The following is a 26,252-nucleotide window of genomic DNA, read 5'->3' on the forward strand; positions in this document are numbered from 1 at the left end:
CCTTAGACCGTATTCGGCTGAGCGGTGGGGAAGGGCAGATCCGCGATCCCGACCATCTCAGCGGGTGGGCCGGTGCGAATGAGATCGACGTACTTTTGGGCGGTGTCTGGGTCGACCTTGGGCAAGGACTTGCACAGGGCCGTCACCAGGCTCAGGTAGGGCGAGTTGACGTGGCCGAGGGCCGCGCGCAGCACCTCGATGCCCTCCCGGTAGCTAGCCACCATCTCTACGGCGCTGTCGTGGTCCTCGCTAAGGGCGAGGGCTTCCAGGACGACGCAGAGGTGGTCGGGCAGCTCCTCGTCGCTAATGACGAAGCCGAGGGCCTCGAGCTGCTGGCGGAAGGACAGGATGGCCATGCCGCGCTGCCGGGTGTCGCCGACCGCGTAATAGGACAGGAAAAGCGAGCAGCGGCGCCGCTGGTCGAAGGTCTCGACGTAGTGCTCCTCCATCCCGCGCAGCCCGGCGGAGCGGGCCCAGGTGGCGAAGTCCACGAAATCGGTGGCGATGGCCAGCGGCAGCTGATCCAGCTGCTCCTCGACGGTCTCGAGCCGCTGCAGGAAACCCGGCTGCGGGTAGTTGAGCAGCACTGAGACCGCCATGGCGATAATGCGGCGCTGGTCCACCGAGACCTTCACCGGGGCGATGAACTCGTCGGGGAGCTTGCCGGTGTGGGTCCGGATGGCTCGCTCGACGTCCTTGGCTCCGCCGCCGCTACCGATGCCGGCTGGGGTGCCGAACCCGGCCACGGCATCGTCGGCCGGTGGCTGGCTGGGGGTGCGGCGCGCGAGTTTTTCAAAGATATTCATGGCTGGCCTCGCTTAATCCTTGGGCGGGAACATGGAATCGGGACGGTCCCCGGTCCAGGAAAGCAGGGAGACCTTGCCGCTGGGCGCGCTGCCGTGGGTGCAGGCCTCCGGCGCCCCCATGCCCAGGTCCTGGAACGTGTCGTTCAGGTTGCGGGCCGGGTCGACGCCGCCGAAGGGATCCAGCGCGCTGATGCCACGCGGGGTCTCGGGGGAGGCGGTGGGGATGACGTAGCGGTCGTCGTATTTGGCGATGGAGAGCAGGCGGTACATCTCCTGCATCGTGCGCCCGTCCATGCCGACCGCCTGCGCGATTTCCTCCTGCGGCTCGTTGCCCAGGTTGATGTCGCGCATATACGAGCGCATGGCCACCAGCCGGCGCAGGGCCTTTTCCACCGGGACCGGGTCACCGGCGGTGAACAGGCCGGCCAGGTAGTCCAGCGGGATGCGCATGCGCGACAGGGCGGTGAATAGGATCTTGTGGTCCTCGCCGTCGTTGCCGGAGGCGGTGACCTGGTCGACGATGGGCGAGAGCGGCGGGATGTACCAGACCATGGGCAGGGTGCGGTACTCCGGGTGCAGCGGCAGCGCGACCCCGTATTTGAAGATGAGGTCGTAGATGGGGGAGTTCTGCGCTGCATCGATCCAGGAGTGCGGGATGCCCTCCCGCTGGGCGGCCTTGACGACCTCGGGGTCGTGCGGGTCAAGCATGACCGACTTCTGGGCCTCCAGCAGGTCCTGCGGGTCCTCGGTGGCGGCGGCCTCGGCGACGCGGTCGGCGTCGTAGAGGATGACGCCCAGGTAGCGCAGGCGGCCCACGCAGGTCTCCGAGCACACCGTGGGCTGACCGACCTCGAGGCGCGGGTAGCACAGCGTGCACTTTTCGGCCTTGCCCGTCTTGTGGTTGAAGTAGACCTTCTTGTACGGGCAGCCGGAGACACACATGCGCCAGCCGCGGCAGGCGTCTTGGTCCACCAGCACGATGCCGTCCTCGGTGCGCTTGTACATCGCGCCGGACGGGCAGGAGGAAACACACGTCGGGTTCATGCAGTGCTCGCAGATGCGCGGCAGGTAGAACATGAACGTGTCTTCGATCTCCTTCTTCACGTCCAGGTTCATCTCGTGCAGGACCGGGTCGTTGTCCATGGTGGCGGTGGACCCGCCCAGGTTGTCGTCCCAGTTGGAGGACCACTCGACCTTCTCGATGGGGCGGCCATCGATCTGGGAGACCGGCTTGGCCGTCGGCTGGGTCTTCTGCCCGGCTTTGGCGCCCATCAGGTCCTCGTACTGGTAGCTCCACGGCTCGTAGTAGTCCTGGATGGTCGGCAGGTTGGGGTTGTGGAACAGGGTGGCCAGCTTCTTGAGCCGGCCGCCGGCCTTGGGCTTGAGCTTGCCGGAACTGGTGCGCTCCCAGCCGCCCTTCCACTTCTCTTGGTCCTCCCAGCCGCGCGGGTAGCCGACGCCGGGTTTGGTTTCGACGTTGTTGAACCAGATGTACTCGGTGCCTTCGCGGTTGGTCCATGCCTGCTTGCAGGTCACGGAGCAGGTGTGGCAGCCGATGCACTTGTCGAGGTTCATGATCATTGAGATCTGAGCCATGACCTTCATTAGTAAGACACCTCCTGGGAACGGCGGCGGACGCGGGTGACCTCGTCGCGGTTATTGCCGGTGGGCCCGATGTAGTTGAAGTGGTAGGTAAGTTGGCCGTAGCCACCCGCGATGTGGACCGGCTTGATGGAAATGCGCGTCAGCGAGTTGTGGGTGCCGCCACGGCGGCCGGTGTGCTCGTTGAGTGGGGTGCCGACGGTGCGCTCTTGGGCGTGGTTGCACAGCATGGTGCCTTCCGGGATGCGGTGGGAGACAATGGCGCGGGCACTGACGACGCCGTTGCGGTTATAGACCTCGACCCACTCGTTGTCCTTAACGCCGATCTTCTCGGCGTCCTTGTCGGACATCCAGACCACCTGGCCACCTCGGGAGATGGACAAAACGTGCAGGTTGTCGAAGTACTGCGAGTGGATGGACCACTTGTTGTGGGTGGTCAGGTAGCGCAGGGTGACCTCAGCCTCGCCGCGCTCGTTGCTCAGCGTCTGGCCGGGGGCGTGCTCGCCGTGCAGGTGGACGTGGTCCAGCGGCGGGCGGAACACGGGCAGGGATTCGCCGTAGTCCATGAACCAGTCGTGGTCGAGGTAGTAGTGCATGCGGCCCGTGAGCGTGTGCCAGGGCTTGTCGAACTCGACGTTGATGGAAAAGGCCGTGTACCGGCGCTTGTTGCGCTTGTCGGCGGTCCACTCCGGCGAGGTGATGATCTCGGTTGGGCGCTCCTTGATGGAGTCCCAGGTGATGTGGACGTCGGCATCGGAAGCGGCCAGCGGGGTGAGATCCTTGCCGGTGCGCGAAGACAGGAACTCGAAGCCCTGCTGCGCCAGCTCGCCGTTGGAGACGCCGGACAGGTGCAGGATGGCGTCGATGACCTTGGTGTCCTTGGTCAGATCGATGAGCTCGCCCTGGGAGGTCTGCGAGGTGCCGCAGATGAGCTCGAGCTCCTTGACCTGCTTTTCCACGTTGAACTTGGTGCCGTGCACGCCGGTGCCGGCCTTGGCGGGCAGCGGGCCGAGGTGCGCCCACTTTTCGTAGATGCGCGTGTAGTCGCGCTCGACGACGTGCAGCTTCGGCATCGTCACGCCGGGGACCAGCCCGACCTCGTCGATGTCCGGGACGATGCCGTTGGGCATGCCCAGCTCGTCCGGGGTGTCGTGGTGGCTCGGCTGGGTGATGACGTCGCGCTGGGTGCCCAGCCACTTGACGGCCTTGTCGGACAGCGCGGCGGCCAGGTCCTGGAAGACCTCGAAGTCGGTGCGCGCCTCCCACGGCGGGTTGATCGCCGCGTTGAAGGAGTGCAGGTAGGGGTGCATGTCGGTCGAGGACATGTCGTGCTTTTCGTACCAGGTAGCGGCCGGCAGAACGATGTCGGAGACCAGCGTGGTCGAGGTGTTGCGGAAGTCCGTGGTCAGCATCAGGTCGAGCTTGCCCTCGGGGGCCTCGTCGACCCACTTGATGGTGCGTGGGCGCTGCTCCGGGGACAGCTCTTCGGCGGTGGCATCCGAGTCGATGCCCAGCAGGTGGCGGAGGAAGAACTCCGTGCCCTTAGCCGAGGAACCCAGCAGGTTGGTGCGCCAGTTGAGCAGGATGCGCGGCCAGTTCTCTTCCGCAGAGGGGTTGTCGTAGGCGAACTCCAGGTCGCCCTTGTGAAGCTGCTGGACCACGTAGTCGTTGATGTCCAGGCCGGCGGCGTCCGCCTCGTCGGCTAGCAGCAGGCAGTTGCGGTTGAACTGCGGGTAGGCCGGCATCCAGCCGCGGCGCATGGCCTCGGACATGGTGTCGGAGACCATCTTGTCGCCGATGGCCCCGCGGCTGGCCAGCGGGGAGCCCAGCTGGGAGGCGCGCGAGTTGTCGTAGCGGTACTGCTCGGTGGCGAAGTAGTAGAAGCCGGTGGTAATCATGTGGCGCGGGGGACGCTGCCAGTCGGTGGCCATGGCCCACTGGGTCCAGCCGTTGACAGGGCGCAGCTTTTCCTGGCCGACGTAGTGCGCCCAGCCGCCGCCGTTGACGCCCTGGGTACCGCACATCGAGGTCAGCGCTAAGAAGCTGCGGTAGATGTTGTCGGCGTGGAAGTAGTGGTTCACGCCCGCGCCCATGATGATCTGGGAGCGGCCCTGCGAGTCCGCCGCGTTCTGGGCGAATTCCCGGCCGATGCGGATGGCCGCGGCGGCGGGGACGCCGGTGAGCTCCTCCTGCCAGGCCGGGGTGCCGACCTCGCTCGCGTCGTCGAAGCCGGTCGGCCAGCTACCCGGCAGGTTCAGGTCCTCGCGCGGGACGCCGTAGTGGGCGAGCATGATGTCGTAGACGGTGGTGACCAGCTTGCCGTTGACCTCACGCACCGGCACGCCGCGGTGGACGACACCGGCGCCGACCGGCTTGCCGGTGCCGATATCGGCCGGGTCGGTGTCCAGGTCGAAGCGCGGGAAGAGGACCTCGGCGGTGGAGAAGGAATCCGTCTCCGCCATCGACATGACGGGGTCGACGCCGTCCAGGGAGAGGTTCCACTTGGCGGAATCCATGTCCCAGCGGTCGGCGACGGTGCCGCCCGGATCGACCACGCGGCCGTCGTCTTCCATGACGAGGCCACGGTGCGTGGCGTTGGGGCTTCCGGCCAAGGAGGCATCGTTAGTCTGGGAGGCCGTGAAGAACTTGCCGGGGGTGTAGGTCCCGTCTTCGCGCTGGTCGAGGGAGACCAGGAACGGCGCGTCGGTGTACTTGCGCATGTAGTTCAGGAAGTACGGCTCTTGGCGGTCGACGTGGAAGGTCTTGAGGATGACGTGGCCCATGGCAAAGGCCAAGGCGGCGTCGGTGCCCGGCTCGATGCGGGCCCATTCGTCGGCGAACTTGGTGTTGTCGGCGAAGTCAGGGGAGACGACGACGACCTTGGTGCCCTTGTAGCGGGCCTCGACCATGAAGTGGGCGTCCGGGGTGCGGGTGACCGGGATGTTAGAGCCCCACATCATCAAGTAGGAGGAGTTGTACCAGTCGCCGGACTCGGGGACGTCGGTCTGGTCGCCGAAGGTCTGCGGGGAGGCCGGCGGCAGGTCCGCGTACCAGTCGTAGAAGGACAGGGCGACGCCGCCGATCATCTGCAGGAAGCGGCTGCCGGCGCCATAGGAGACCTGGCTCATCGCCGGGATGACTGTGAAGCCGTTGATGCGGTCGGGGCCGTACTTGCGGATGGTGTAGACGTGCGCGGCTGAGGCCATGTCGATGGCCTCCTCGTAGGAGATGCGGATGAGCCCGCCTTTGCCGCGCTGGGAGATATACGCCCGGCGCTTGTCCGGGTCTTCCTGGATGGCCTTCCAGGCAAGCACCGAGTCGCCGTGCTTCTGCTTTTCCTCGCGGAACATGTCCACCAAAACGCCGCGGGCGTACGGGTAGCGCACGCGGGTTGGGGAGTAGGTGTACCAGGAAAAGGAGGCGCCGCGGGGGCAACCGCGGGGCTCGTACTCCGGGGTGTCGGGGCCCGTGGTGGGGTAGTCGACGGCCTGGGACTCCCAGGTGATGACGCCGTCTTTGACGTAGACCTTCCAGGAGCAGGAGCCGGTGCAGTTGACGCCGTGGGTGGAGCGGACCATCTTGTCGAAGGCCCAGCGGTTGCGGTAAAAGACGTCGGCCTGCCGGCCGCCCTGCAAGAAGACCTGTTGGCCGGAGGCAGAGGCCTCGCCGCGGCGCAGGTAGGCGCCTAGTTTAAACAGCGGGTTGAGCTTGCCGTTTTCGGGAGCGGGGACTTGAGTAGTCATGGGGTAGAACTCTCTGTTGGGGGCGGGGTTTAGCCGGGGTACGGGGCGTTCGGGCGGGCGTAAAAGACCCAGACCAGGACCGTGGTGATGGCGAAGTAGACCACGCAGCCCCAGAAGAAGGCGGCCATGGGCATAGCCGACAGGAGCATGCCGACGACGAACGGGCCGAAGGCACCGATGGCACCGGTCCAGCCGACCACGCCGCCTGCCTGGCGCGGCGGGAGGATCATCGGCATCTGCTTGAAGGTGCCGGCGTTAGCCAGGCCGGTGAAGAAGAACATGATGAGCATGCCGGCCAGGAACCACCAGAACTGGTCCGGGGAATCCGGGTTCAAAAACAGCGCGGAGAACGCAGTGAAGATGGTCATGCCCAGGCAACCGATGAAGGTCCAGATGGCGCCGCCGAACTTGTCACAGAGCGGGCCCCAGAGGGCGCGTACGAGGGCGCCGAGCAGTGGGCCGATGAAGGCGAAGGCCGCGCCGCGGGGCAGATCGTCGGGGTTCATAACCTCGGCGAACTTGGAGGTCTGGCCGTAGAGGTCGTTGATCATCAGGGCGAACTGGGCGGCGAAGCCGGAGAAGGCGCCGAAGCTCATCAGGTAGACGACGGTCAGCACCCAGGTGTTGATGTTGCCGAAGATGTCGATCTGCTGGCGGAAGTTTGCCTTGACCGGCACGTCCTTGAGCAGCGTCCAGGCCAGCACGGCCATGACGATGGTCCACGGCACGAAGAAGATGGCTGGGGAGTGGACGAAGATGGTGGTCTGGTCGGGCAGGCGCTGCGGGGCGACGAAGCCGATGCCGATGAGGCTGAAGCCCATCAGCCACGGGGAGACCAGCTGGATGAAGGAGATACCGAAGTTGCCCAGGCCGGCTTGCAGGCCGAGCGCTGTTCCGGACATCCGCTTCGGGAAGAAGTAGCCGGTGGATGGCATGAGGCCGGAGAAGACGCCGCCGCCGATGCCGGAGGCGAAGGAGATGGCGAGCAGCTCAACGAAGGAGGCGTCGGGGCGCTGGACGACCGAGAACCAGCCGAACATGGGCAGCAGGAACAGCAGCGAGGAGAAGGTGACCAGCTTGCGGGTGCCCAGCACCGGCGGCAGGAACATGAAGACCAGGCGGAGAAGACCGCAGGCCAGGCCTGAGACCGCGGTGAGCGCGTAGAGCTGTCCGGAGCTCAAGTCGAAGCCGATCTCGTTCAGGATGGGGGCGATGGCGGAGACCAGGTACCACGCGGCGAAGCCGATGAACAGGGTGGTCGTTGAAATAATGAGCGTGCGCCAGGCAATCTTGGAGTCCCAGTGGTCGGAATCTTCTGGATCCCAGCCCTGGATGACTTTGCCTGAGGTGTCTAGTTGAGTCATGGGGTGTCCTCAAAACATCTCGAAGGAATAGCTGAATAACAATCTATCGAGTATTAGACTCAGAAGAGGAATTTGTACGGAAATTTCTGGGTTTATTTAGAAAACGTTAATGTTGCGCATTTCCCTGTCCTTAGATTCGCGCTGCGTAGGCCGCTGAGGGTTGCCTAAGCAGGGGAAATAAACCCCACAGTGATATTTCTCACGGGTGTAGTAGAGGAGACGGCCGAATGGGACACCAGGAGGCACCAATGCCTGAGTTGAAGGCCGCAGTAATCGTTGCGTCGAACCGCGTCAAGGAGGGCACCAAGCCTAACAAGGCCGGTCAGCGTGCGGTGGAGCTATTGACCAACCACGGCGTGGAGGTCACGCAAAAGCAGTGCTTAAACGAGGGTGCCGCGAATTTGCGGCCGGCGCTGAGCCAGGTAATCGAGGCGGGCACCGACGTGGTGCTGGTCATCGGCGCAACGGGGATTTCCCGCGACAACGACACCCCGGAGGTCACGGAAGAATTCATCGCGGCCCGCATGTGGGGGCTGGAGACCCAGGTCCTGCTGGAGGGCCTGAAGAACTCACCTAGGGCCGGCCTGTGCCGCGGCATCATCGGCGTGACCTCGTGCCCGCCGGGGACCTTGCTGGTTAATTCCGCCTCCTCGGTTGGGGCGGTCGAGGACACGCTAGCGGTGGTTCTTCCCCTGCTGAAGGACATCTTCCGCGAATGCCGTTAGCTCCTGGGGCGTGTCGTAGTCGCGCTCGGCGCCGGTGCCGGGGACCTCGATAATCCGGGAGCCGCGGCGCGCCTGGCGCAGCAGCCGCCGGGCTGAGGCGTTGTGCACGCGGGGTAGATCGCCGAGCGCGCGGCGCAGGTGGGTGGCCTTCCACAGCGAGCACAGCGGCTGCAGGAAGCCGTCGGCGCTGCGGACGATGGCGGCATCGGCATCGGCGGCGTGCAGTGCGCGCCAGAGGGCGGAGAGAAGCTGGCCGGAATCGGGGGCATCGACGCTCAGCACGGCGATATAGTCGCTGTGCAGGGCCCGCGTGCCGCGCGCGATGCCGGCGACCGGGCCGCCGAAGAGCGGGTTCTCGCAGACCTGCGGCAGGCCCAGTGGATAGGGGGAGACCACTATGCGCTCGCAGTGGTAGGGAAGCTGGCCCAGCACGCGGTCGACTAGGCGCTGGCCGGCAACGCGCAGGCTCGCCTTGTCGAGCCCACCCATGCGGCGCCCGCGGCCGCCGGCCAAAACGAGTGCGCCGAGCTGGCCGGGGAGGGGATAAGCAAGCTGGGCCATGGTCTAGGCCTCCGGCAGGGTGCGGGACCAGTCGCCGGAGCGCCCGCCGGACTTGGCGACGATTCCGGCGCGACGGATGAAGGAGGAGCGGTCCACGCCCTTGACCATGTCGATAACCGCCAGCGCGGCGACGTTTACCGCGGCCAGGGCCTCCATCTCCACGCCGGTGCGATCCGCGGTGCGCACGGTGGCCGAAATCGCTACGCAATCGTCGTGAAGTTCCAAATCGACGCGGCAACCGTGCACGCCGATGGTGTGCGCCAGCGGCAGCAGCTCCGGGACCTTCTTGGCCGCCGCGATGCCGGCCACCCGGGCCACGGCCAGCACGTCGCCCTTGGGCACGGTGCCGTCGCGCAGCGCGTCCATGACCTCCCGCGAGCAGGCCACCTCGCCCTCGGCGGTGGCGGTGCGCACGGTCGGTTTCTTCTCGGTCACGTCGACCATGTAGGCCTCGCCAGCGTTGTTGAGATGCGTAAACTCCATTGCTCGTCCTTTCCTAAGGCTTGGCTTGAAAACTCGTCTAAAACCAGGTGATTTCGACAGTATCGCCCGCCCGGGGCCCGGCGGCGTGGGCGGCAAGGCCCACCATTCCGGCGGTGCCGGCCAGGTTGGCCACCATGTGGGAGCCCAGGCGCCGCCCGTTGAAGGGGAAGGCGGCGGGCGGGTTGTCCGCGTAGTCCACGCGGACCGGCAGCCAGGCGGGGCGGTCCCGGGTGTCCGGGAAGTCCTCGCCGGCTCGGACTACCCCGCGGCGGCGGAGGGCCGGGCGCGGATCGCCGCGCAGGGCGCGCAGCGCGGGGGCGACGTAGAGGTGGAAGGAGACGAAGGTCGCCACCGGGTTGCCGGGAAGAGAAATCATCGGCGTCGAGCTCCAGACGCTTATTCCCTGCGGGGCGCCGGGCTTTTGGTCGACGTCGCCGAACCAGGCATCGCGGGCGTGGGCCTGGGCGCTGGTGTGGACGATGTCGAAGGCCCCGGCCGAGACCCCGCCGCTGGTGATGATGAGGTCGTGGGTCTGTGCCGCCTCCTTGGCCAGGGCGACGAAGGAATCGCTCCGGCCCGCGGCGCCGTCGCTGTCCCCGGCGTGCAGGTGCGTTAGCTCGACGGGCCCGGAGTCCCGCACGAGCTGGGCCAGCATCGGCCGGTTGGAATCCGGAATTTGGCCAGGCTCCAGCGGCCGGTAGTCGCCGTCGCCCAGGCTCACGAGCTCGTCGCCGGTGGAAATTACCGCCACCCGCGGCGTGCGGTGCACGGGTAGCGTGGTCAGCCCCGCGGAGTGGCAGGCGGCGATGACCCCGGGATCCACGCGGTCCCCGGCAGGGACGGCCGTGTCCCCGACGGCGAGGTTATCGCCGGCCCGGCGGATGTGGGCGCGGGCGGGATCGGCACCGCGGATGGTTACGGTTTCGGGCAGCGGGGTCGGCCCGGCGGGGATATTGGTCAGCTCTACGGGCACGACCACGAGCTCCGGATCGAGGGGATCGGCGACGGGCGCGCCGGTCATGATCCGCACCGCAGTACCCGCGGGCACCTCCTGCGGTGCGCTGCCGGCCGGCACGTCGCCGACTACCGGCAGCGTGGCCGAGCCGGAGCCCAGGTCGGCGCGGTGGACCAGGAAGCCGTCCATGGCCGAGTTGTGGAAGGCGGGCACAGGGATGCGGCAGGTGACATCGGCGGCGCAATACTGGCCGCTGGTCAGCTCGCTCAGAGGCGTGTTCACGGCCGGGAGGGGCCGGACGAGGCTGAGGACGCGCGCGAGGTGGTCGGCGACGGAGCACGATGAAGAATGGTGCATAACGGGTTCTAGCTTAAGCTGGCTACCCGCCGATGGCGGACATCGGCCGGTCCGGCTGCAGGAAGCCCTCGTCGTTGACGCCGTGGCCGGGCAGCTTGGCCCACATCTCGCCGGCCCAGGCGGCCATGAGTTCCTCGTCGGAAGCGCCCTGGCGCATCAGGTCGCGCAGGGAGGTCTCCGAGTTGCCGAAGAGGCAGTTGCGCACCGCGCCGTCGGTGGTAAGGCGGGTGCGGTCACAGTCGCCGCAGAAGGGGTGGCTGACCGAGGCGATGATCCCCAGCTTGCCGCGCGTGCCGTCGGGGCAGATCGCCTCCCACAGCGCGGCGGGGGCTGAGCCGCGCGGGGCGCGGGCCGGGCGCAGGTCGAACGCGGATTTCAGGCGGCCGAGGATGTCGTCCGCGGTGACCATGGTGGAGCGATCCCACTGCTCGCGCGGGCCCAGGGGCATCTGCTCGATAAAACGCAGCTGCGCGCCCTTGTGCAGGGCGAAGTCGGCCAGCTCGACGATGTCGGCGTCGTTGATGCCGGGCATGACCACGGCGTTGATCTTGACGGGGTGGAGGCCGGCGGCCAGGGTGGCATCGATGGCCGCGAAGACGGAATCGAGCCGGTCGCGGCGGGTCAGCTCGGCGTAGGCGGCGTGGTTGATGGTGTCCAACGAGATGTTGACCCGGTCCAGCCCGGCGGCCTTGAGCTCGTCGATGCGCTTGTCCAGGCCCAGCCCATTCGTCGTCAGCGCCGTGCTGGGGGCGTGGCCTTCGTCGGTGCGCAGATTTTTGGTGGCCGCGAGGATTTCTGCCAGCGACTTGCGCAGCAACGGCTCGCCGCCGGTGAAACGGACCTGCCGGATGCCCAGGCGCTCGACGGCCAGGCGGATAAGGCGGATGGTTTCTGCGTCGTCGAGCTTGTGCTGGTTGGGCATCCAGTCCAGGCCCTCGGCGGGCATGCAGTAGGTGCACCGCAGGTTGCAGCGGTCGGTCAGGGACACGCGCAGGTCTCGGGCGACGCGACCGTATTTGTCCACCAAGGCTCGGTTGCCGTTGGCGTCGGCGGCAGGCAGGTCCGCGGCGGCCTGCGGGCGGCCGGCTACGCGCGGGGTGGGTAGCAGCACCTTCGGGGCGGAAGAACGGTCAGTCATATTCTCCCAACTCTATGCGTTGTGCGGATAGGACTACTAACCACAACGGCGCGCCCTGGTCAGCTATTCCTTTCCGAGGGTGCGGGCCTAGGTCAGCGGCTGGTCCGGATCCAAGGTGGCGTTGTCATCAATCTGGTTGGCTTCGCCCGGGCCGGCCAGGCGAATGATGTTGTACTCGCCCTCGGCCAGGTGGGAGCGCAGGTCCTTCTTGTCGAACTTGCCCACCGACGTCTTATCGATGCTCTTGATGAAGGTCCAGTACTCCGGCAGCATCCAGCCGGGCAGCTCGGAGCGCAAGTTCTCCCGGAGGCTCTCAGCGGTCTCAATGGTCGGGTCGATGTCGCGCTGGAGGACGGTCACGGCCAGCGGGCGCTCGCCCCACTGCTTGTCGGGGTAGCCGATGACGGCGGCCTCGATGACCCGGTCGTCGGCCATGATGAGGTTTTCCAGCTGGACGGAGTAGATCCACTCGCCGCCGGAGCGGATGACGTCGCGGGCGCGGTCCTCGACGGTCAGGAAGCCGTCCTTGGTCACCGAGCCCACGTCGCCGGTGCGCAGCCAGCCGTCGGCGGTGTACTTGCTGGCCGCGTCCTCGGTGCGCTTGCCGCGGAACTGGGAGGCCGCCCCGCCTTCCTCCGCGGCGGGCGAGTGGTAGTAGGACTCCGTGACCAGGTTGCCGCGGACCTGAATCTCGCCGGCGTTGCGGTCGGTCTTGGAGACCACCTGCCCGTCGTTGACCACGCGGTATTCCAGGCTGGTGGGGAAGCGGCCCTGGGAGATGCGGTAGCCCCAGCGGGAATTGCCGCTAGCGCCCTGCGGCGGGCGCGCCACGGTGCCCACAGTGGTGGTTTCCACCATGCCCCACACGTGCACCACGTCGACGCCGAAGCGCTCCTCCCAGACCTTGATCACCTGCGGCGGGACCGGGGAGCCGCCGGCGTAAATTTCGGTCAGCGACATGCGCTCCGGCGGGTGGTGGAGGTAGTGGACGAAGAGCTGGATCCAGATTGTCGGCACGCCGTGCGCCACGCGCGGGTGGGTGGAGGCGATGAGCTTGGCCAGGGTGGGCGCGGAGACGTCCGAGTCCGGCAGGATGAGCGGTGTGCCCGTCATGAAGGCGGCGAAAGGCACGCCCCAGGACAACACGTGGTAAATGGGAATGCAGCACAGGAAGGACTCGCCGTGGGTAATCGCCAGGCTGTCCGTGGTGCGCAGCAGCATGGAGGCCAAGTAGATGGAGCGGTGCGAGTAGACCACGCCCTTGGGCGCGCCGGTCGTGCCGGTGGAATAACACAGCGCCGCGGCCGCGGACTCGTCTAGGACCGGCCAGTCATAGCGGGTCGATTGCCCGTCCAACAGGGCCTCGTACGAATAGACTTCCACGCCGCGGGGGAAGTAGGGGCTCAAGTGGCCCACCCGGCTCGGACCGGTGAAGACGACCGCGCGGACGGTGGTGGTCCCGGCCAGGACCGCGCCCAGCTGCTGGGCCAGGCGCGGATCGGCGACGATGACCTCGATCTCCGCGTGGTTGACAATGTGCCCGATCTGGTCGTTCATCAGCTGTTTGTTCAGCGGGGTAAAGACCGCGCCCTTGCAGGCCACAGCGAACATGACCTCGAGGTGTTCCGCGCAATTCCATAGGAAAGAGCCGACGCGCTCGTCGCCGGTAACCCCCAGCTTGTCGTGCAATACGTGGGCGAAGGCCGCCGCGCGCGCCCCGATGTCCGCGAAGGTGCATTCCTCGGCCGCCCCGGCGCCGTCGGGGGCGTGCTCGCCGTGCCACGTGGTGACCTTGGTCTGGCTGTGGACGGTGGCGCCCTGCTCCAAGATACGGGAGATATTGAGCGGGACTTCCTGCATGGTGGAGTGCATGGTCACTATGATAGCCACTTCTTTAGGCCCCGGGGTGGGACCGGTACCGAAGAAGGCGAAATCTTGCGCTATACTGTCTGGGACTGGCTGAGCTGCTTGAGCGTTTGAGCTACGTGAGCTGCCCTAAGGTAAACAGTAAAGCACATGTGCTCGGGCCTGCTCGTGCAGTCGAGATGCGTTGTCCCTGGGCCCTGACCCCACAGAATGGGTCAAACCACAGCCCCCGCGCTTTCTGGGTGAGTACCTCAAACGCCTTGCACACCGCGCAAGGTTTAAGGCCGGCCCGCAGGGGGACGACGTGGTACCTGCCGAGGAAGGGCAACTCGGTCCCACGCGGACCACTCGGGCTCCCTTCCGGCCCCAACCGGCGCTGCGCGCCCTCGAGGTTGCTCGAGGTCCACGACAGTCAGCCGCCGGGCGCCCACGGTAGGCTAGCCAGAGTTTTATCTTTTAACTACACAGTCATTTCCAGAGTGCCTAGCCGGCGGACCCAAAGACTTGGGAAAACCGGCCCGGTAACACGCGGCACGACCGCCCGACCGGGCACGCTGGGCACCCAGAATCATCCGCTGGGAAAAGCGACGAAAGGACTTCCGTGAGCGATACGGAGAATATCTCGCCTCAAGAACTGGCATCCCTGAAGCTGCCGCAGCTGCGCGAAATTGCGGCCCAGAAGGGCCTGCGCGGCATCAGCGCTCTCCGAAAGGGCGCTCTCATCGAGGCAATCACCACCGGTAAGAAGCCGGCCGCCGCCAAGGCCGCGCCGAAGTCGGCAGACAAGGCGGACAAGCCCGCTAAGCAGGCGCAGGAACAAGCCCCGGCCGCGCAGGCTGACGAAGCCCCGCAGCGCGACGCTCGCCGCCCGCAGGGCCGCGACGACAAGCAGGGCGACGGCGAGAAGAACGCCGACAACAACAACGGCAATAATGGCAATGACGAGCCGCGCTACGAGTCCCGCGCGCAGGCCCGCCGGGCCCGTCGCAACCGCGCGCGCCGGGGTGGGCGCGACGACCACGACGGCAACAACCAGGACCAAGGCCGCGACAACCGCGATAACCGCGACAACCAGGATGATTCCCGCAACGGCAACAACCACGGCAACAACGGCGGCAACAACCACCGCCGGAACAACGGCGACGATGACGAACGCGGTGGGCGCCGCGGGCGTCGCAACCGCCGCAACCGCCGGAACCGTGGCGGCGGCAACGACAACCGCGGTGGCGGCAACGACCTGCAGATTCGCGAGGGCGATGAGCTGCAGGCCGTCGGCGGCATCCTCGAGGTAGTCGACAACAACGTCGCCTTCCTGCGCACCACCGGCTACCGCGCGGCGAACTCGGACGTCTTCGTCAACCAGAACCTGGTCCGCCGCCTAGGGCTGCGCTCCGGCGACGCCGTGACCGGACAGGTCAAGGTCGCGGGCGCCACGCACACCCACGGCAACGGCCGCAATCGCCGCAAGTACAACCAGCTGGTACGGGTCGATACCGTCAACGGGATGGACCCGGAAGAGGCCAAGCAGCGCCCGGACTTTGCCAAGCTGACTCCGCTGTATCCGAACCAGCGGCTGCGCCTGGAGACCGACCCGAAGGTCCTGACCACCCGTGTTATCGACCTGATTATGCCGATCGGTAAGGGCCAGCGCGCCCTGATCGTCTCCCCGCCGAAGGCCGGTAAGACGACCATCCTGCAGAACACCGCCAACGCGATCTCCATCAACAACCCGGAGTGCTACCTCATGGTGGTGCTCGTCGACGAGCGCCCCGAAGAGGTCACCGACATGCAGCGCTCGGTCAACGGCGAGGTGATTGCCTCCACGTTCGACCGCCCGCCGTCAGAGCACACCTCGGTCGCCGAGCTGGCCATCGAGCGCGCCAAGCGCCTGGTGGAGCAGGGCAAGGACGTCGTCGTGCTGCTGGACTCCATCACCCGCCTGGGCCGCGCGTACAACAACTCATCCCCGGCCTCCGGGCGCATCCTGTCCGGCGGTGTCGACTCTAACGCTCTCTACCCGCCGAAGCGCTTCCTGGGCGCGGCCCGCAACATCGAAAACGGCGGCTCGCTGACCATTATCGCCACGGCCATGGTGGAAACCGGCTCGACCGGCGACAACGTCATCTTCGAGGAGTTCAAGGGCACGGGTAACGCCGAGCTGAAGCTGGACCGCTCCATCTCCGAGCGCCGCGTCTTCCCGGCCGTCGACGTCAACCCGTCGGGTACCCGCAAGGACGAGCTACTGCTCGTGCCGGAGGAGCTGCGCATCATGACCAAGCTGCGGCGCATCCTCGCGGCCCTGGACTCCCACCAGGCCATCGACTTGCTTATCAAGCAGCTGAAGAAGACCAAGTCCAACGGCGAATTCCTCATGGGCGTGGCGCAGTCCGCGCCGATGGTCGCTGACAAGGACGAGGAGGATTACAAGTAATGGCTAGCCAGGTTTCGCTGGTCGACGACATCGTCTCCGAGTACCAGGGTCTGGAAATGCAGATGGCCGACCCGGAGCTGGCCGGCGATCAGAACCAGTTCCGGAAGCTGTCCAAGCGCTACGCCGAGCTGCGGCCCATCATCCAGGTCAACGACGAGCTCAACCAGGCTCGCGTTGATCTCGAGGACGCGAAGGAGATGGCCTACGAGGACCACGACTTCCAGGTCGAGGCCGATCGCTTGGAGGGCGAGGTCGTCGAGCTGGAAGAAAAGCTCGCTGACCTGTTGGCCCCGCGCGACGAGCACGACGCCGAGGACATCATCATGGAGATCAAGGCCGGCGCCGGCGGGGAAGAGGCCGCGCTTTTTGCCGGCGACTTGGCCCGCATGTACGAGCGCTACGCCGACAAGACCGGCTTTAGCTGGGAGGTGCTTGGCCTCAACGAGTCCGACCTGGGTGGCGTGAAGGACATGACCATCTCCTTCAAGTCGAAGAACCCGTCCCGCGACGGCGCGTGGTCCGTCTTCAAGTTCGAGGGCGGCGTCCACCGCGTCCAGCGCGTGCCGGTGACCGAGTCCCAGGGCCGCATCCAGACCTCGGCGGCCGGCGTGCTGGTCTACCCGGAGCCGGACGAGGTCGAGTCGGTCAACATCGACGAGAAGGACATCCGCGTCGACGTCTACCGTTCCTCCGGTAAAGGCGGTCAGGGCGTGAACACCACGGACTCCGCCGTGCGCATCACCCACCTGCCCACCGGGCTCATCGTCACCTGCCAGAAGGAACGCTCCCAGATCCAGAACAAGGCGCGTGCCCTGCAGGTGCTGCAGGCCCGCCTGGATCAGATGGAGCGCGAGGCTCGCGAGGCCGAGGACGCCGAGCAGCGCGCCTCCCAGGTCCGCACCATGGACCGTTCCGAGCGAATCCGCACCTATAACTGGCCGGAAAACCGCATCACGGACCATCGGATCGGCTACAAGGCCAACAACCTGGACTCCGTGCTGGACGGCGACATGGGTGATCTCATCACCGCCCTGCAGAACCAGGAGCGTGCCGAGCGCCTCGAGGCCGAAGGCTAGCAGTGGCCCCTGGCACGTACGCGCGCCTGCTTCAGGAGACCACCCGGCGGCTTTCAGCGGCCGGGGTGGGCTCCCCGGAGTTCGACGCCCGCCTGCTGATGAGCCACCTCATCGGCTGCGGGCACATGGATATTCCGCTGGATGAGCCGACGATGCGCGGCTTCGAGCTCGCCCTCGAGCCGCTCGTTGGTCGCCGGGAGCAGCGCGAGCCCTTGCAGCACATCGTGGGCACCGCGCCGTTCGGTCCGCTCGATCTCGCGGTGGGGCCGGGGGTTTTCATCCCGCGCCCGGAGACCGAGGTTCTGGCCGATTGGGCTAATGGCAAGGCTGAGGGCTTGATTAAACAGGGGAGTAATTCCCGCCTCACGATCCTCGACTTGTGTACCGGCTCGGGCGCCCTCGCGGCCTACCTGGCCTACTACCATGTGCCCGCCGCCCGCGTCGTGGCGGTGGAGAAGTCGTCTCAGGCCGCGGAGTATGCCGCGCGTAACTTCGCCGATCTGGGGCTGGATGTGGAGCTCGTCGCGGGCGACGTGTGCGATCCGGCCCTGCTGCCGGAGCTGGACGGGCGCGTCGACGTGCTGGTGACCAACCCGCCCTACGTGTCGGAGTCGCCGGACTTGGACCCCGAGGTCTACCATGACCCGGCCGAGGCGGTCTTCGCCGGAGCGGATGGCATGGACGTCATCCGGTCCATGGCAGGCAACCTCACGCGCTGGCTGGCGCCCGGTGGGTGGCTCGGTATCGAGCACGATGATGCCACCTCCGCGGCCGTGCAGAGCGTCCTTCGGGACACCGGCGCCTTTAGTACAGTAGAACCAATGCTCGATCTCACTGGCACCGCCCGCTTCGTGCGCGCGCAGCGTAAAGAGTAGGGTTAAAGCTCCCGTAACCAGGGAACCGGTGCCGAAAAGACACCGAGACCAAAAGCCAGAGGACTTTAGTTTTTCGTGGGAGAAGTTTATGCAAGGCAAAATCTATAGTTGCGCTGACGAAGCGGGGCGTGCCAACGGTATCGCTGCGGCGACTAGGGCTGCGAAGTCCGGGCGCCTGGTGGTACTGCCGACGGACACCCTCTACGGCATCGGCTGCGACGCCTTCGACAACGACGCGGTAGCCAACCTGCTAGCCGCCAAGCACCGCGGGCCGGACATGCCGGTGCCGGTGCTCATCGGCTCCTGGGACACCATCCAGGGCCTCGTTGCCACGTATTCCGACCAGGCGAAGCTCTTGGTCGAGGCCTTCTGGCCGGGTGGGCTGTCCATCGTTGTGCCGCAGGCGCCAAGCCTGCCGTGGAACCTGGGGGATACCCGGGGCACGGTCATGCTGCGCATGCCGCTGCATCCGATTGCCATCGAGCTGCTCCGCGAGGTCGGCCCGATGGCTGTGTCCAGCGCCAATATCTCCGGCCACCAGCCGCCGACCACGGCGATTGCCGCCAAGCAGCAGCTGGGCAAGTCGGTCTCGGTCTACCTGGACGGCGGAGAAACCACCATCGGCAAGCCGTCGACTATTATTGACCTGGCCGCGCCGCAGCCCTACCTGCTGCGGGAGGGCGCCATCTCGGCCGAGCAAATCTCCGAGGTCATCGGGGTTTCCGCTGAGGCCCTCCGGACCCGTCCGGGAGCCTAATGCTAGGCGGAGCCGGGGTGCCGCTGCGCGAAATCGGACTCGTCATCCTCGTTGCGGCGATTATCACCTACCTGACCACCGGGATCGTGCGCTCGGTGCTGGTGCGCAGCGGCCAGGTCGCCGAGGTGCGCCAGCGCGACAGCCACTCCCAGCCCACGCCCCAGTTGGGCGGGCTGGCCATGTACACCGGGTTTATCTCCGCGGTCTTCTTCGCGGCGCAGCTGCCCGCGCTGACCCGCGGTTTCATGCCGGTGACCCCAGAGATGACCGCGGTCATCTGGGCTTCCACCGCCATCGTCTTGGTGGGCATCGTCGACGACCTGGTCGAGCTGTCCGCGCTGGTGAAGCTGGCCGGGCAGCTGGTTGCAGCCACTTTGCTGTCGGCCCTGGGGCTGACCTGGTCGCTGCTGTTCGTACCGTTTGGCGGTGGCACCACGCTGCTGCTGGACCAGTTCCAGTCCTCGCTGGTGACTATCTTCATCGCGGTCCTGCTGGTCAACGCCATCAACTTCGTCGACGGCCTGGACGGCCTGGCCGCCGGCCTGGGGCTTATCGCGGGCGGGGCCATCCTGCTCTTCTCTTTGACGGTCCTACATGACCAGGGCGGGGCGGTCTCGGCGTACCCGCCGGCCATCATCGCGGCCGGCCTGGTGGGCATGTGCGCCGGCTTCTTGCCGCACAACTTCGAGCCCTCCCGCATCTTCATGGGCGATAGCGGTTCGATGCTCATCGGCCTGCTGTTGGCCGCGGCCTCGACGTCGGTGTCCGGCAAGATCAACATGTCGCTCTACGGCGGCGCCGACATGGTGGCGGTCCTCTCGCCGCTCATCGTGGTTGTCGCCGCGGTCTTCATCCCGGTGCTGGACCTGGTCTGGGCGGTCATCCGCCGCCTGTCCCAGGGGCGCTCGCCGTTCTCGGCCGACAAGGCCCACATCCACCACCGCCTGCTGTCGCTGGGGCACACGCACCGCCGCACCGTGCTGGTGCTCTACCTGTGGGTCTCGGCAGTCGCCTTCGGGGCGGTCAGCTTCTCGGTCGTGCCGGTGCCCGTGGCGGCCGGGGCCACGGCCGTGGCCATCGTGACGGCCGCCGTTACGACCCTCATCCCGCTGCGCGCCGGCAAGATCGGCCGCGTGCCCGCCTCGGCAGATAAGCCGAGCTAGTAGGTCCACCCGAACAACCTGTAGGATTCGTATTCGTGTCTGAAAGCTTTGATTCCACGCAAACTAGCCCGAACGGCGGGGCGCCCCGCTCCGAGTTCGACGACCACCGCCGGCCGATGGTGCGCGCGGTGCGCTTCGGGTCCATGGCGCTGGCGGTCGTGACCGTGCTGTCACTGGTCGGCTGGGGCTGGGCCAAAGACCTGCCCGGCATTTGGGGCGTGCTCCTCGGCGCGGCCATCGGCGGCGGCTTCGTCCTGCTGACCGCGCTGTCCGTGCTCGTGACCGCCAACTCCAGCCCGTCGACCACCATGGCGGTAGTCCTCGGCGGCTGGTTGGTCAAGGTTGTTCTCTTGATTATCGTCCTGCTGGCCATCCGCGGCATGGACTTCTACGACAACGTCGCGCTCTTCGTGACCGTCATCCTGGCGCTGATTATCGTGCTGGGAACCGAGGTCTGGGGGATTATCACCTCCCGGGTCACCTACGTGTCTTAATACGCGTGGGCCTTTTAGCGTGTGGCCCCTGGCGCCCGGGACCCGATCCTTCCCGGGCGCTTTGTCGTTCCGGGGCAAACGAGAGGGCCCCGTGGTGGGGCTTCGGGGGTGTGTTTAGCAGGTATTTGTCACCCCCGCGGCGGAGCAAAGTATAAGGCTGTGATCAACCTTACCCGCCTGGGTTTTCAGTGGGAACGGGCAGTTTTGGGGCGAGAGTGGACCAATTGTTCAGGTTTCCTGCCAGCTACTTGCACAAACTGGCCCCCCGCGTGCGAAATTTCAATAACAAGCTGCTAGAATTTCCTGCGGATTACCGCGGATCTAGGGTCCGCAGTCTGTGAGTGACGGACTGCTACGCCTTATAGTCCGTTGCGGTGAATCCCTGCTGCAGCATCGCTGATGTGCGACGGAGTCCGTTGTTGCGGCAGAGAGTTTGAGACGTCCATCGCACCGTATGAATTCGACACTCATACGGCCCGAACACGGGAGAGAACGCTGAGCGTTACAACATTGGCCATGAAGGGAAGCTTTCACGCACCCGAACTGGATCCAGAATTTTTCCCGGGGCAATATTACGGCCATATCCTTTTTGCGGATACACCGTTCGCGCTGGATCGCTTGATGCTGGTTCGCCTGCTCATGGCGGCCATCTTGGTGATCCTGTTTGTAGTCGCCTTCCGGAACCCTAAGCTGGTTCCGAAGGGTTTGCAGAACGTTGCGGAATACGGGCTGGACTTCGTCCGCGTTCACATCGCAGAAGACATCCTGGGGAAGAAGGAAGGCCGTCGGTTCCTGCCGATTTTGGCGTCCATCTTCTTCGGCATTCTGTTTTGGAACGTCTCGACAATCATCCCAGGCCTGAATATTTCGGCGAATGCCCGTATCGGCATGCCCATCGTGCTGGCCATCGTGGCGTATATCGCGATGATTTACGCCGGTGCAAAGCGCTATGGCTTCGGCAAGTTCCTGAAGTCGTCGGTGGTTATTCCTAACCTGCCGCCGGCTCTGCACTTGCTGGTTGTGCCGATCGAGTTCTTCTCGACGTTCATCTTGCGTCCTGTCACGCTGGCCTTGCGTCTTATGGCGAACTTTCTGGCCGGCCACATCATCTTGGTCCTGCTTTACTCGGCTACCAACTTCTTCTTCTGGCAGCTGAATGGCTGGACCGCGATGTCTGGTGTGACTCTGATTGCAGCGGTTTTGTTCACCGTATACGAGATCATCATCATCTTCCTGCAGGCGTACATCTTCGCCCTGCTGACCGCCGTATACATCGAACTATCACTGCACGCAGATTCGCATTAAGCACGCGCGAACGACGCGGCCAACTGAATAACCCCACATCAAACCACCACCGCCTTCGCCGGCAAAGCGCTGGCGGGGAAACATTCGAAAGGGAACGACTTTCACATGAACGACATCATCTTGGCTCAGGCAGCAGAGTCCTCGATCCACGGTCTTGGCGCCATTGGCTACGGCATCGCCACCATCGGCCCGGGCCTGGGCATCGGCATCCTCGTCGGCAAGACCGTCGAGGGCATGGCACGTCAGCCGGAGATGGCTGGCCAGCTGCGTACCACCATGTTCCTGGGCATCGCCTTCGTTGAGGCCCTGGCCCTGATCGGCCTCGTCGCTGGCTTCCTGTTCTAAAAGCGCGCGTTTCTCACACAAACCCCTTTTAAGACTGGAGACTTATGAACAACGTCTTTTACTACCTTGCGGCGGAGGGCGCGGAGCAGCCTATGGAGGGCGGCAACTCCATCCTCCTGCCCAAGCTCTATGACATCGTCTGGTCTCTGATCCCGTTCATCATCATCCTCTTGGTCTTTTGGAAGCTCGTTCTTCCGAAGTTCCAGGAGCTGTTGCAAGAGCGTGAGGACCGGATTGAGGGTGGCCTGAAGCGCGCCGAGGCCCAGCAGGCCGAGGCTAAGGCAGCCCTCGAGAAGTACAACGCGCAGTTGGCAGATGCCCGTGCAGAGGCAGCTGAGATCCGTGAGCAGGCGCGCGAGCGCGGCAAGCAGATCGAGGCCGAAGCCAAGGAGAAGGCCGAGGAGGAGTCCCGCCGCATTATCGCCAATGGCGAAAAGCAGCTGCAGGCGTCCCGCACCCAGGTCATCTCCGATCTGCGTTCCGACATCGGACAAAACTCCATCAACCTGGCTGAGAAGCTGTTGGGCGGCGAGCTTTCTGACTCCGCCAAGCAGTCTTCCACCATTGATAGCTTCTTGTCCGAGCTCGACACTGTGGCACCGGCCGGAAAGTAGGAGGCTATGAAGGCAGCTAGCCGCGAAGCACTCGCCGGCGTGGAGTCGACCCTGGATAAGATCCTGGGCGAGTCCACCGCCGTAGCGGTTGCCGCTCAAACCGGCCTCGAACTCTTCGAAGTTGTCGACGTGCTGGACGGGGAGCGCGAACTGCGCGCCGACCTGTCCGACGCCGCGGCTTCGGAAGACACCCGCAAGAAGCTGGTCGCTGACCTCTTCGGCGGCAAGGTTGCCCCCAGCACCCAGCAGGTGCTGGAGGCAGCTGCCTCCGCCAAGTGGTCAACCGGCCGGGACCTGGTTCGGGGCTTGGTGGCCCTGGGCCGACGTTCCCTCCTGCGGGGCGCGGAGTCCGAGGGGAAGCTCGGCCAGGTGGAAGACGAGCTCTTCCGCCTGTCCCGCATCCTGGACCGCGAAGGCGAGCTGACCCAGCTGCTTTCCGACCGCACTGCCAAGTCCGCCAGGAAGCGCGGGCTGTTGGCTAACGTGCTCTACGGCAAGGTCACGATGTTTACTGAGGCGCTCGCGCTGCAGGCCATCGGACGCCCGGAGCAGAACCCGATCGACGACGTTGCCAATCTGGCGTCGCTGGCAGCCAAGCTGCAGGGGCGCGAGGTCGCACACGTGGTCAGCGCGGGTGAGTTGAACGAAGGCCAGCAGGCAGTACTCGCTGAGAAGCTGGGCAAGATTTATGGTCGTGCGATGTCCATTCACTCTGAGGTTGACACCAGCCTCCTCGGTGGCATGACTATTCGCGTCGGCGACGAGCTTATCGACGGTTCCACGGCGGGCAAGATTTCCCGCCTGCGGGCCTCGATGGCTAAGTAGAGTCGTTGACGGTCTCTACGTGAAGACTACGACACAAACTTTAAGTAATTGCTGGACGATACTACCGAGAGTAGGAAGAACATGGCGGAGCTGACGATCTCCTCCGATGAGATCCGTAGCGCGATTGCGAACTACACCTCGAGCTACTCCGCGGAGGCCTCCCGTGAGGAGGTCGGCGTGGTCATTTCGGCAGCTGACGGTATTGCACAGGTTTCTGGCCTGCCGTCTGTTATGGCGAATGAGCTGCTCGAGTTCCCTGGCGGCGTAATCGGCGTTGCACAGAACCTGGACACCAATTCCATCGGCGTTGTGGTGCTGGGTAATTTTGAGTCCCTCAAGGAGGGCGACGAGGTTAAGCGAACTGGAGAGGTCCTCTCCATTCCCGTGGGCGAGGAATTCCTCGGCCGCGTTATCAACCCGCTGGGCCAGCCGATCGACGGCATGGGCCCGATCGAGGGCGAAGAAGACCGCGCCCTCGAGCTGCAGGCACCGTCCGTGCTGCAGCGCCAGCCGGTCGAAGAGCCGATGCAGACGGGTATCAAGGCTATCGACGCCATGACCCCGATCGGTCGCGGTCAGCGTCAGCTGATCATTGGTGACCGTAAGACCGGTAAGACCGCGGTCTGCATCGACACCATCCTGAACCAGAAGGCCAACTGGGAATCTGGCGATAAGAACAAGCAGGTCCGTTGTATTTACGTGGCCATCGGTCAGAAGGGCTCCACCATCGCTGGTGTGCGCCAGACCCTGGCCGACCACGGTGCGCTGGACTACACCACCATCGTGGCTGCCCCTGCTTCGGATTCCGCCGGCTTCAAGTGGCTGGCACCGTTCTCCGGTGCCGCTCTGGGCCAGCACTGGATGTACCAGGGCAACCACGTCCTGGTTATCTACGATGACCTGACAAAGCAGGCCGAGGCCTACCGTGCCATCTCCCTGCTGCTGCGCCGTCCGCCGGGACGCGAGGCATACCCGGGCGATGTGTTCTACCTGCACTCCCGCCTGCTGGAGCGTGCCGCTAAGCTCTCCGACGACATGGGCGCTGGCTCGATGACCGCACTGCCGATCATCGAGACTAAGGCAAACGACGTGGGCGCGTTCATTCCGACCAACGTCATCTCCATTACCGACGGCCAGGTCTTCCTGGAGTCTGACCTGTTCAACCAAGGTGTGCGCCCGGCTATTAACGTCGGTGTCTCCGTCTCTCGTGTCGGTGGTGCCGCGCAGACCAAGGGTATGAAGAAGGTTGCCGGTAACCTCCGTCTGGACCTGGCTGCGTACCGTGATCTCGAGGCGTTCGCTGCGTTCGCTTCCGATCTCGACTCCGCCTCCAAGGCCCAGCTGGAGCGCGGCCAGCGCCTGGTTGAGCTGCTCAAGCAGAGCGAGTCCTCTCCGCAGCCGGTGGAATATCAGATGGTATCCATCTTCCTGGCGGACCAGGGCATCTTCGACGTCGTTCCCGTCGAAGATGTGCGTCGCTTCGAGACCGAGATCCACGAGTACCTGCAGGCCAACACCCCGCAGGTCTACGAGCAGATCGCCGGCGGCTTTCCGTTCACCGATGAGTCCAAGGACGCCTTGGTCTCCGCGGCTAAGGACTTCACCCCGACCTTCCGCACCACTGAGGGCCACAACCTGGGCTCCGAGGCTCCGGTTGAACCGCTCGATGCCGACGAGGTTAAGAAGACCGAGCTCAACGTCTCCCGAAAGGCTTCCAAGTAGGCTCACGCTTACGAGGACACAAAGTCGATTGATTAAGAAGGGAGGAAAGTAAACCATGGCAACTCTTCGTGAATTGCGCGACCGTATCCGGTCCGTCAACTCCACTAAAAAGATCACCAAGGCTCAGGAGCTCATCGCTACCTCGCGCATTACCAAGGCGCAGGCCCGAGTGGAGGCATCCGTGCCCTACGCTCAGGAGCTCAACGCTGTGATGAACCGCCTGGCGGCCGCCAGCTCGCTGGATCACCCGATGCTGCGACAGCGCGAAAACGCCAAGGTCGCGGCCGTGCTGGTTATTTCTTCCGACCGCGGTATGTGCGGTGGCTACAACAATAACGTGTTTAAGAAGGCCGCCGAACTGGAAGCTCTCCTCAAGCAGGAGGGCTACGAGGTAGCCCGCTACGTCACTGGTAACAAGGGCGTCGGCTACTACCGGTTCCGTGAGGAAGAAGTGGTGGGCAGCTGGTCCGGCTTTTCCCAGGACCCGATGTGGGACGAGACGCACGACGTCCGCCACCACATCGTGGACGGGTTCATCGCTGGTTCCGAAGGCACCACCAAGGCTCGCAAGGGCCTGCACTCCGAGGGCGAGGGCCAGCCGGTCCGCGGCTTCGACCAGGTGCACGTCGTCTACACAGAGTTCGAGTCCATGCTGACTCAGACCGCTCGCGCGCAGCAGCTGCTGCCCATCGAGCCGGTCATTGATACGGTGGACCTCAACCAGGGTGAGTCGGCGCTCTCCGATAGCGGAAACACTGAGGAACTGGGCTCGGACTTCGATTTCGAACCGGACGCGGACAGCCTGCTGGAAGCCCTGCTTCCGCAGTACGTCTCGCGCACCTTGTTCGCGATGTTCTTGGAGGCTTCCGCTTCCGAGTCCGCGGCTCGTCGTACCGCCATGAAGTCTGCGACTGACAACGCGACGGACCTGGTCAAGGACCTGTCCCGCGTGGCCAACCAGGCCCGTCAGGCGCAGATTACCCAGGAAATTACAGAGATCGTCGGTGGCGCTGGCGCGCTCGCCGAAAGCGCAGAAAGTGACTAG

Annotated in this window: 22 protein-coding genes; 13 read left to right on the forward strand and 9 right to left on the reverse strand. The window is 65.2% G+C overall.

Annotated elements, in window-relative coordinates; genetic code table 11:
• Positions 1-2 precede the first annotated feature (2 nt).
• From narJ to CCONF_RS05010, 4 genes are read right to left on the reverse strand one after another with little or no spacing between them, the layout of a single operon-like run.
• Positions 3-806 carry a nitrate reductase molybdenum cofactor assembly chaperone gene (narJ, locus tag CCONF_RS04995; protein ID WP_290225851.1) on the reverse strand — a complete coding sequence of 268 codons (804 nt, stop codon included), beginning with the start codon at positions 804-806 and terminating at the stop codon, positions 3-5.
• A 12-nt stretch (positions 807-818) separates the two neighbouring features.
• Positions 819-2,411 carry a nitrate reductase subunit beta gene (narH, locus tag CCONF_RS05000; RefSeq protein WP_290225852.1) on the reverse strand — a complete coding sequence of 531 codons (1,593 nt, stop codon included), beginning with the start codon at positions 2,409-2,411 and terminating at the stop codon, positions 819-821.
• Positions 2,411-6,151, reverse strand: a complete 3,741-nt coding sequence (locus CCONF_RS05005) for a nitrate reductase subunit alpha (RefSeq protein WP_290225854.1) — start codon at positions 6,149-6,151, stop codon at positions 2,411-2,413. The genes narH and CCONF_RS05005 overlap by 1 nt, the downstream gene beginning before the upstream one ends.
• Positions 6,152-6,180: 29 nt before the next feature.
• Positions 6,181-7,515: an MFS transporter gene (locus CCONF_RS05010; protein ID WP_290225855.1), complete on the reverse strand. Its 1,335-nt coding sequence runs from the start codon at positions 7,513-7,515 to the stop codon at positions 6,181-6,183.
• A gap of 248 nt (positions 7,516-7,763) precedes the next feature.
• On the opposite strand from CCONF_RS05010, the gene CCONF_RS05015 reads away from it, so the two are divergent.
• Entirely contained in the window at positions 7,764-8,240 is a 477-nt protein-coding gene (locus CCONF_RS05015; RefSeq protein ID WP_290225859.1) for a molybdopterin-binding protein, read from the forward strand.
• Here CCONF_RS05015 and mobA read toward each other — a convergent pair.
• The 5 genes from mobA to CCONF_RS05040 form a co-directional block, all read right to left on the reverse strand.
• Positions 8,190-8,801 carry a molybdenum cofactor guanylyltransferase gene (gene mobA / locus CCONF_RS05020; RefSeq protein ID WP_290225860.1) on the reverse strand — a complete coding sequence of 204 codons (612 nt, stop codon included), beginning with the start codon at positions 8,799-8,801 and terminating at the stop codon, positions 8,190-8,192. The genes CCONF_RS05015 and mobA overlap by 51 nt on opposite strands.
• A gap of 3 nt (positions 8,802-8,804) precedes the next feature.
• Positions 8,805-9,284, reverse strand: a complete 480-nt coding sequence (gene moaC, locus CCONF_RS05025) for a cyclic pyranopterin monophosphate synthase MoaC (RefSeq protein ID WP_290225863.1) — start codon at positions 9,282-9,284, stop codon at positions 8,805-8,807.
• A 37-nt stretch (positions 9,285-9,321) separates the two neighbouring features.
• On the reverse strand, positions 9,322-10,596 hold the full coding sequence (locus CCONF_RS05030) for a molybdopterin molybdotransferase MoeA (protein ID WP_290225867.1): 1,275 nt from the start codon (positions 10,594-10,596) through the stop codon (positions 9,322-9,324).
• Positions 10,597-10,618: 22 nt separating this feature from the next.
• On the reverse strand, positions 10,619-11,734 hold the full coding sequence (gene moaA, locus CCONF_RS05035; RefSeq protein WP_290225869.1) for a GTP 3',8-cyclase MoaA: 1,116 nt from the start codon (positions 11,732-11,734) through the stop codon (positions 10,619-10,621).
• Between the two features lie 87 nt (positions 11,735-11,821).
• Positions 11,822-13,606, reverse strand: coding sequence for a long-chain fatty-acid--CoA ligase (locus CCONF_RS05040; RefSeq protein ID WP_290226269.1), 1,785 nt, complete (start codon positions 13,604-13,606; stop codon positions 11,822-11,824).
• Positions 13,607-14,201: 595 nt separating this feature from the next.
• On the opposite strand from CCONF_RS05040, the gene rho reads away from it, so the two are divergent.
• From rho to CCONF_RS05100, 12 genes are all read left to right on the forward strand, one after another.
• On the forward strand, positions 14,202-16,031 hold the full coding sequence (gene rho / locus CCONF_RS05045) for a transcription termination factor Rho (RefSeq protein WP_290225872.1): 1,830 nt from the start codon (positions 14,202-14,204) through the stop codon (positions 16,029-16,031).
• Positions 16,031-17,107: a peptide chain release factor 1 gene (gene prfA / locus CCONF_RS05050; RefSeq protein ID WP_290225874.1), complete on the forward strand. Its 1,077-nt coding sequence runs from the start codon at positions 16,031-16,033 to the stop codon at positions 17,105-17,107. The genes rho and prfA overlap by 1 nt, the downstream gene beginning before the upstream one ends.
• 2 nt (positions 17,108-17,109) lie before the next feature.
• On the forward strand, positions 17,110-17,982 hold the full coding sequence (prmC, locus tag CCONF_RS05055) for a peptide chain release factor N(5)-glutamine methyltransferase (protein WP_290225876.1): 873 nt from the start codon (positions 17,110-17,112) through the stop codon (positions 17,980-17,982).
• 88 nt (positions 17,983-18,070) lie between these two features.
• Complete coding sequence (locus tag CCONF_RS05060; RefSeq protein ID WP_290225879.1) at positions 18,071-18,739, forward strand: L-threonylcarbamoyladenylate synthase; 669 nt, start codon at positions 18,071-18,073, stop codon at positions 18,737-18,739.
• Entirely contained in the window at positions 18,739-19,902 is a 1,164-nt protein-coding gene (locus tag CCONF_RS05065; RefSeq protein ID WP_290225881.1) for a glycosyltransferase family 4 protein, read from the forward strand. The genes CCONF_RS05060 and CCONF_RS05065 overlap by 1 nt, the downstream gene beginning before the upstream one ends.
• Positions 19,903-20,018: 116 nt before the next feature.
• The gene (locus tag CCONF_RS05070; RefSeq protein WP_290226271.1) at positions 20,019-20,396 is read left to right on the forward strand and encodes a Cg1360 family ATP-synthase-associated protein; all 378 of its coding nucleotides are present in this window, start codon (positions 20,019-20,021) and stop codon (positions 20,394-20,396) included.
• 516 nt (positions 20,397-20,912) lie between these two features.
• Positions 20,913-21,701 carry a F0F1 ATP synthase subunit A gene (gene atpB, locus CCONF_RS05075; RefSeq protein WP_290225883.1) on the forward strand — a complete coding sequence of 263 codons (789 nt, stop codon included), beginning with the start codon at positions 20,913-20,915 and terminating at the stop codon, positions 21,699-21,701.
• A 105-nt stretch (positions 21,702-21,806) separates the two neighbouring features.
• Positions 21,807-22,046: an ATP synthase F0 subunit C gene (locus CCONF_RS05080; protein WP_290225885.1), complete on the forward strand. Its 240-nt coding sequence runs from the start codon at positions 21,807-21,809 to the stop codon at positions 22,044-22,046.
• Between the two features lie 44 nt (positions 22,047-22,090).
• Complete coding sequence (locus CCONF_RS05085; RefSeq protein ID WP_290225888.1) at positions 22,091-22,660, forward strand: F0F1 ATP synthase subunit B; 570 nt, start codon at positions 22,091-22,093, stop codon at positions 22,658-22,660.
• 6 nt (positions 22,661-22,666) lie between these two features.
• A complete protein-coding gene (locus CCONF_RS05090) occupies positions 22,667-23,485 on the forward strand; it encodes a F0F1 ATP synthase subunit delta (RefSeq protein WP_290225890.1) in 819 nt (272 codons plus the stop codon).
• An 81-nt stretch (positions 23,486-23,566) separates the two neighbouring features.
• Positions 23,567-25,207, forward strand: coding sequence for a F0F1 ATP synthase subunit alpha (atpA, locus tag CCONF_RS05095; RefSeq protein ID WP_290226272.1), 1,641 nt, complete (start codon positions 23,567-23,569; stop codon positions 25,205-25,207).
• 55 nt (positions 25,208-25,262) lie between these two features.
• Entirely contained in the window at positions 25,263-26,252 is a 990-nt protein-coding gene (locus tag CCONF_RS05100; RefSeq protein ID WP_290225893.1) for a F0F1 ATP synthase subunit gamma, read from the forward strand.

This window comes from Corynebacterium confusum, assembly GCF_030408715.1.
In the GTDB taxonomy this organism is placed as follows: Bacteria; Actinomycetota; Actinomycetes; order Mycobacteriales; family Mycobacteriaceae; genus Corynebacterium; species Corynebacterium confusum.

Coding starts and splice junctions, on each gene's coding strand:
- narJ (WP_290225851.1), bottom strand. CDS start 806: ATGAATATCTTTGAAAAACTCGCGCGCCGCACCCCCAGCCAGCCACCG.
- narH (WP_290225852.1), bottom strand. CDS start 2,411: ATGAAGGTCATGGCTCAGATCTCAATGATCATGAACCTCGACAAGTGC.
- CCONF_RS05005 (WP_290225854.1), bottom strand. CDS start 6,151: ATGACTACTCAAGTCCCCGCTCCCGAAAACGGCAAGCTCAACCCGCTG.
- CCONF_RS05010 (WP_290225855.1), bottom strand. CDS start 7,515: ATGACTCAACTAGACACCTCAGGCAAAGTCATCCAGGGCTGGGATCCA.
- CCONF_RS05015 (WP_290225859.1), top strand. CDS start 7,764: ATGCCTGAGTTGAAGGCCGCAGTAATCGTTGCGTCGAACCGCGTCAAG.
- mobA (WP_290225860.1), bottom strand. CDS start 8,801: ATGGCCCAGCTTGCTTATCCCCTCCCCGGCCAGCTCGGCGCACTCGTT.
- moaC (WP_290225863.1), bottom strand. CDS start 9,284: ATGGAGTTTACGCATCTCAACAACGCTGGCGAGGCCTACATGGTCGAC.
- CCONF_RS05030 (WP_290225867.1), bottom strand. CDS start 10,596: ATGCACCATTCTTCATCGTGCTCCGTCGCCGACCACCTCGCGCGCGTC.
- moaA (WP_290225869.1), bottom strand. CDS start 11,734: ATGACTGACCGTTCTTCCGCCCCGAAGGTGCTGCTACCCACCCCGCGC.
- CCONF_RS05040 (WP_290226269.1), bottom strand. CDS start 13,606: ATGCACTCCACCATGCAGGAAGTCCCGCTCAATATCTCCCGTATCTTG.
- prfA (WP_290225874.1), top strand. CDS start 16,031: ATGGCTAGCCAGGTTTCGCTGGTCGACGACATCGTCTCCGAGTACCAG.
- CCONF_RS05060 (WP_290225879.1), top strand. CDS start 18,071: ATGCAAGGCAAAATCTATAGTTGCGCTGACGAAGCGGGGCGTGCCAAC.
- CCONF_RS05065 (WP_290225881.1), top strand. CDS start 18,739: ATGCTAGGCGGAGCCGGGGTGCCGCTGCGCGAAATCGGACTCGTCATC.
- CCONF_RS05070 (WP_290226271.1), top strand. CDS start 20,019: ATGGTGCGCGCGGTGCGCTTCGGGTCCATGGCGCTGGCGGTCGTGACC.
- atpB (WP_290225883.1), top strand. CDS start 20,913: ATGAAGGGAAGCTTTCACGCACCCGAACTGGATCCAGAATTTTTCCCG.
- CCONF_RS05080 (WP_290225885.1), top strand. CDS start 21,807: ATGAACGACATCATCTTGGCTCAGGCAGCAGAGTCCTCGATCCACGGT.
- CCONF_RS05085 (WP_290225888.1), top strand. CDS start 22,091: ATGAACAACGTCTTTTACTACCTTGCGGCGGAGGGCGCGGAGCAGCCT.
- CCONF_RS05090 (WP_290225890.1), top strand. CDS start 22,667: ATGAAGGCAGCTAGCCGCGAAGCACTCGCCGGCGTGGAGTCGACCCTG.
- atpA (WP_290226272.1), top strand. CDS start 23,567: ATGGCGGAGCTGACGATCTCCTCCGATGAGATCCGTAGCGCGATTGCG.
- CCONF_RS05100 (WP_290225893.1), top strand. CDS start 25,263: ATGGCAACTCTTCGTGAATTGCGCGACCGTATCCGGTCCGTCAACTCC.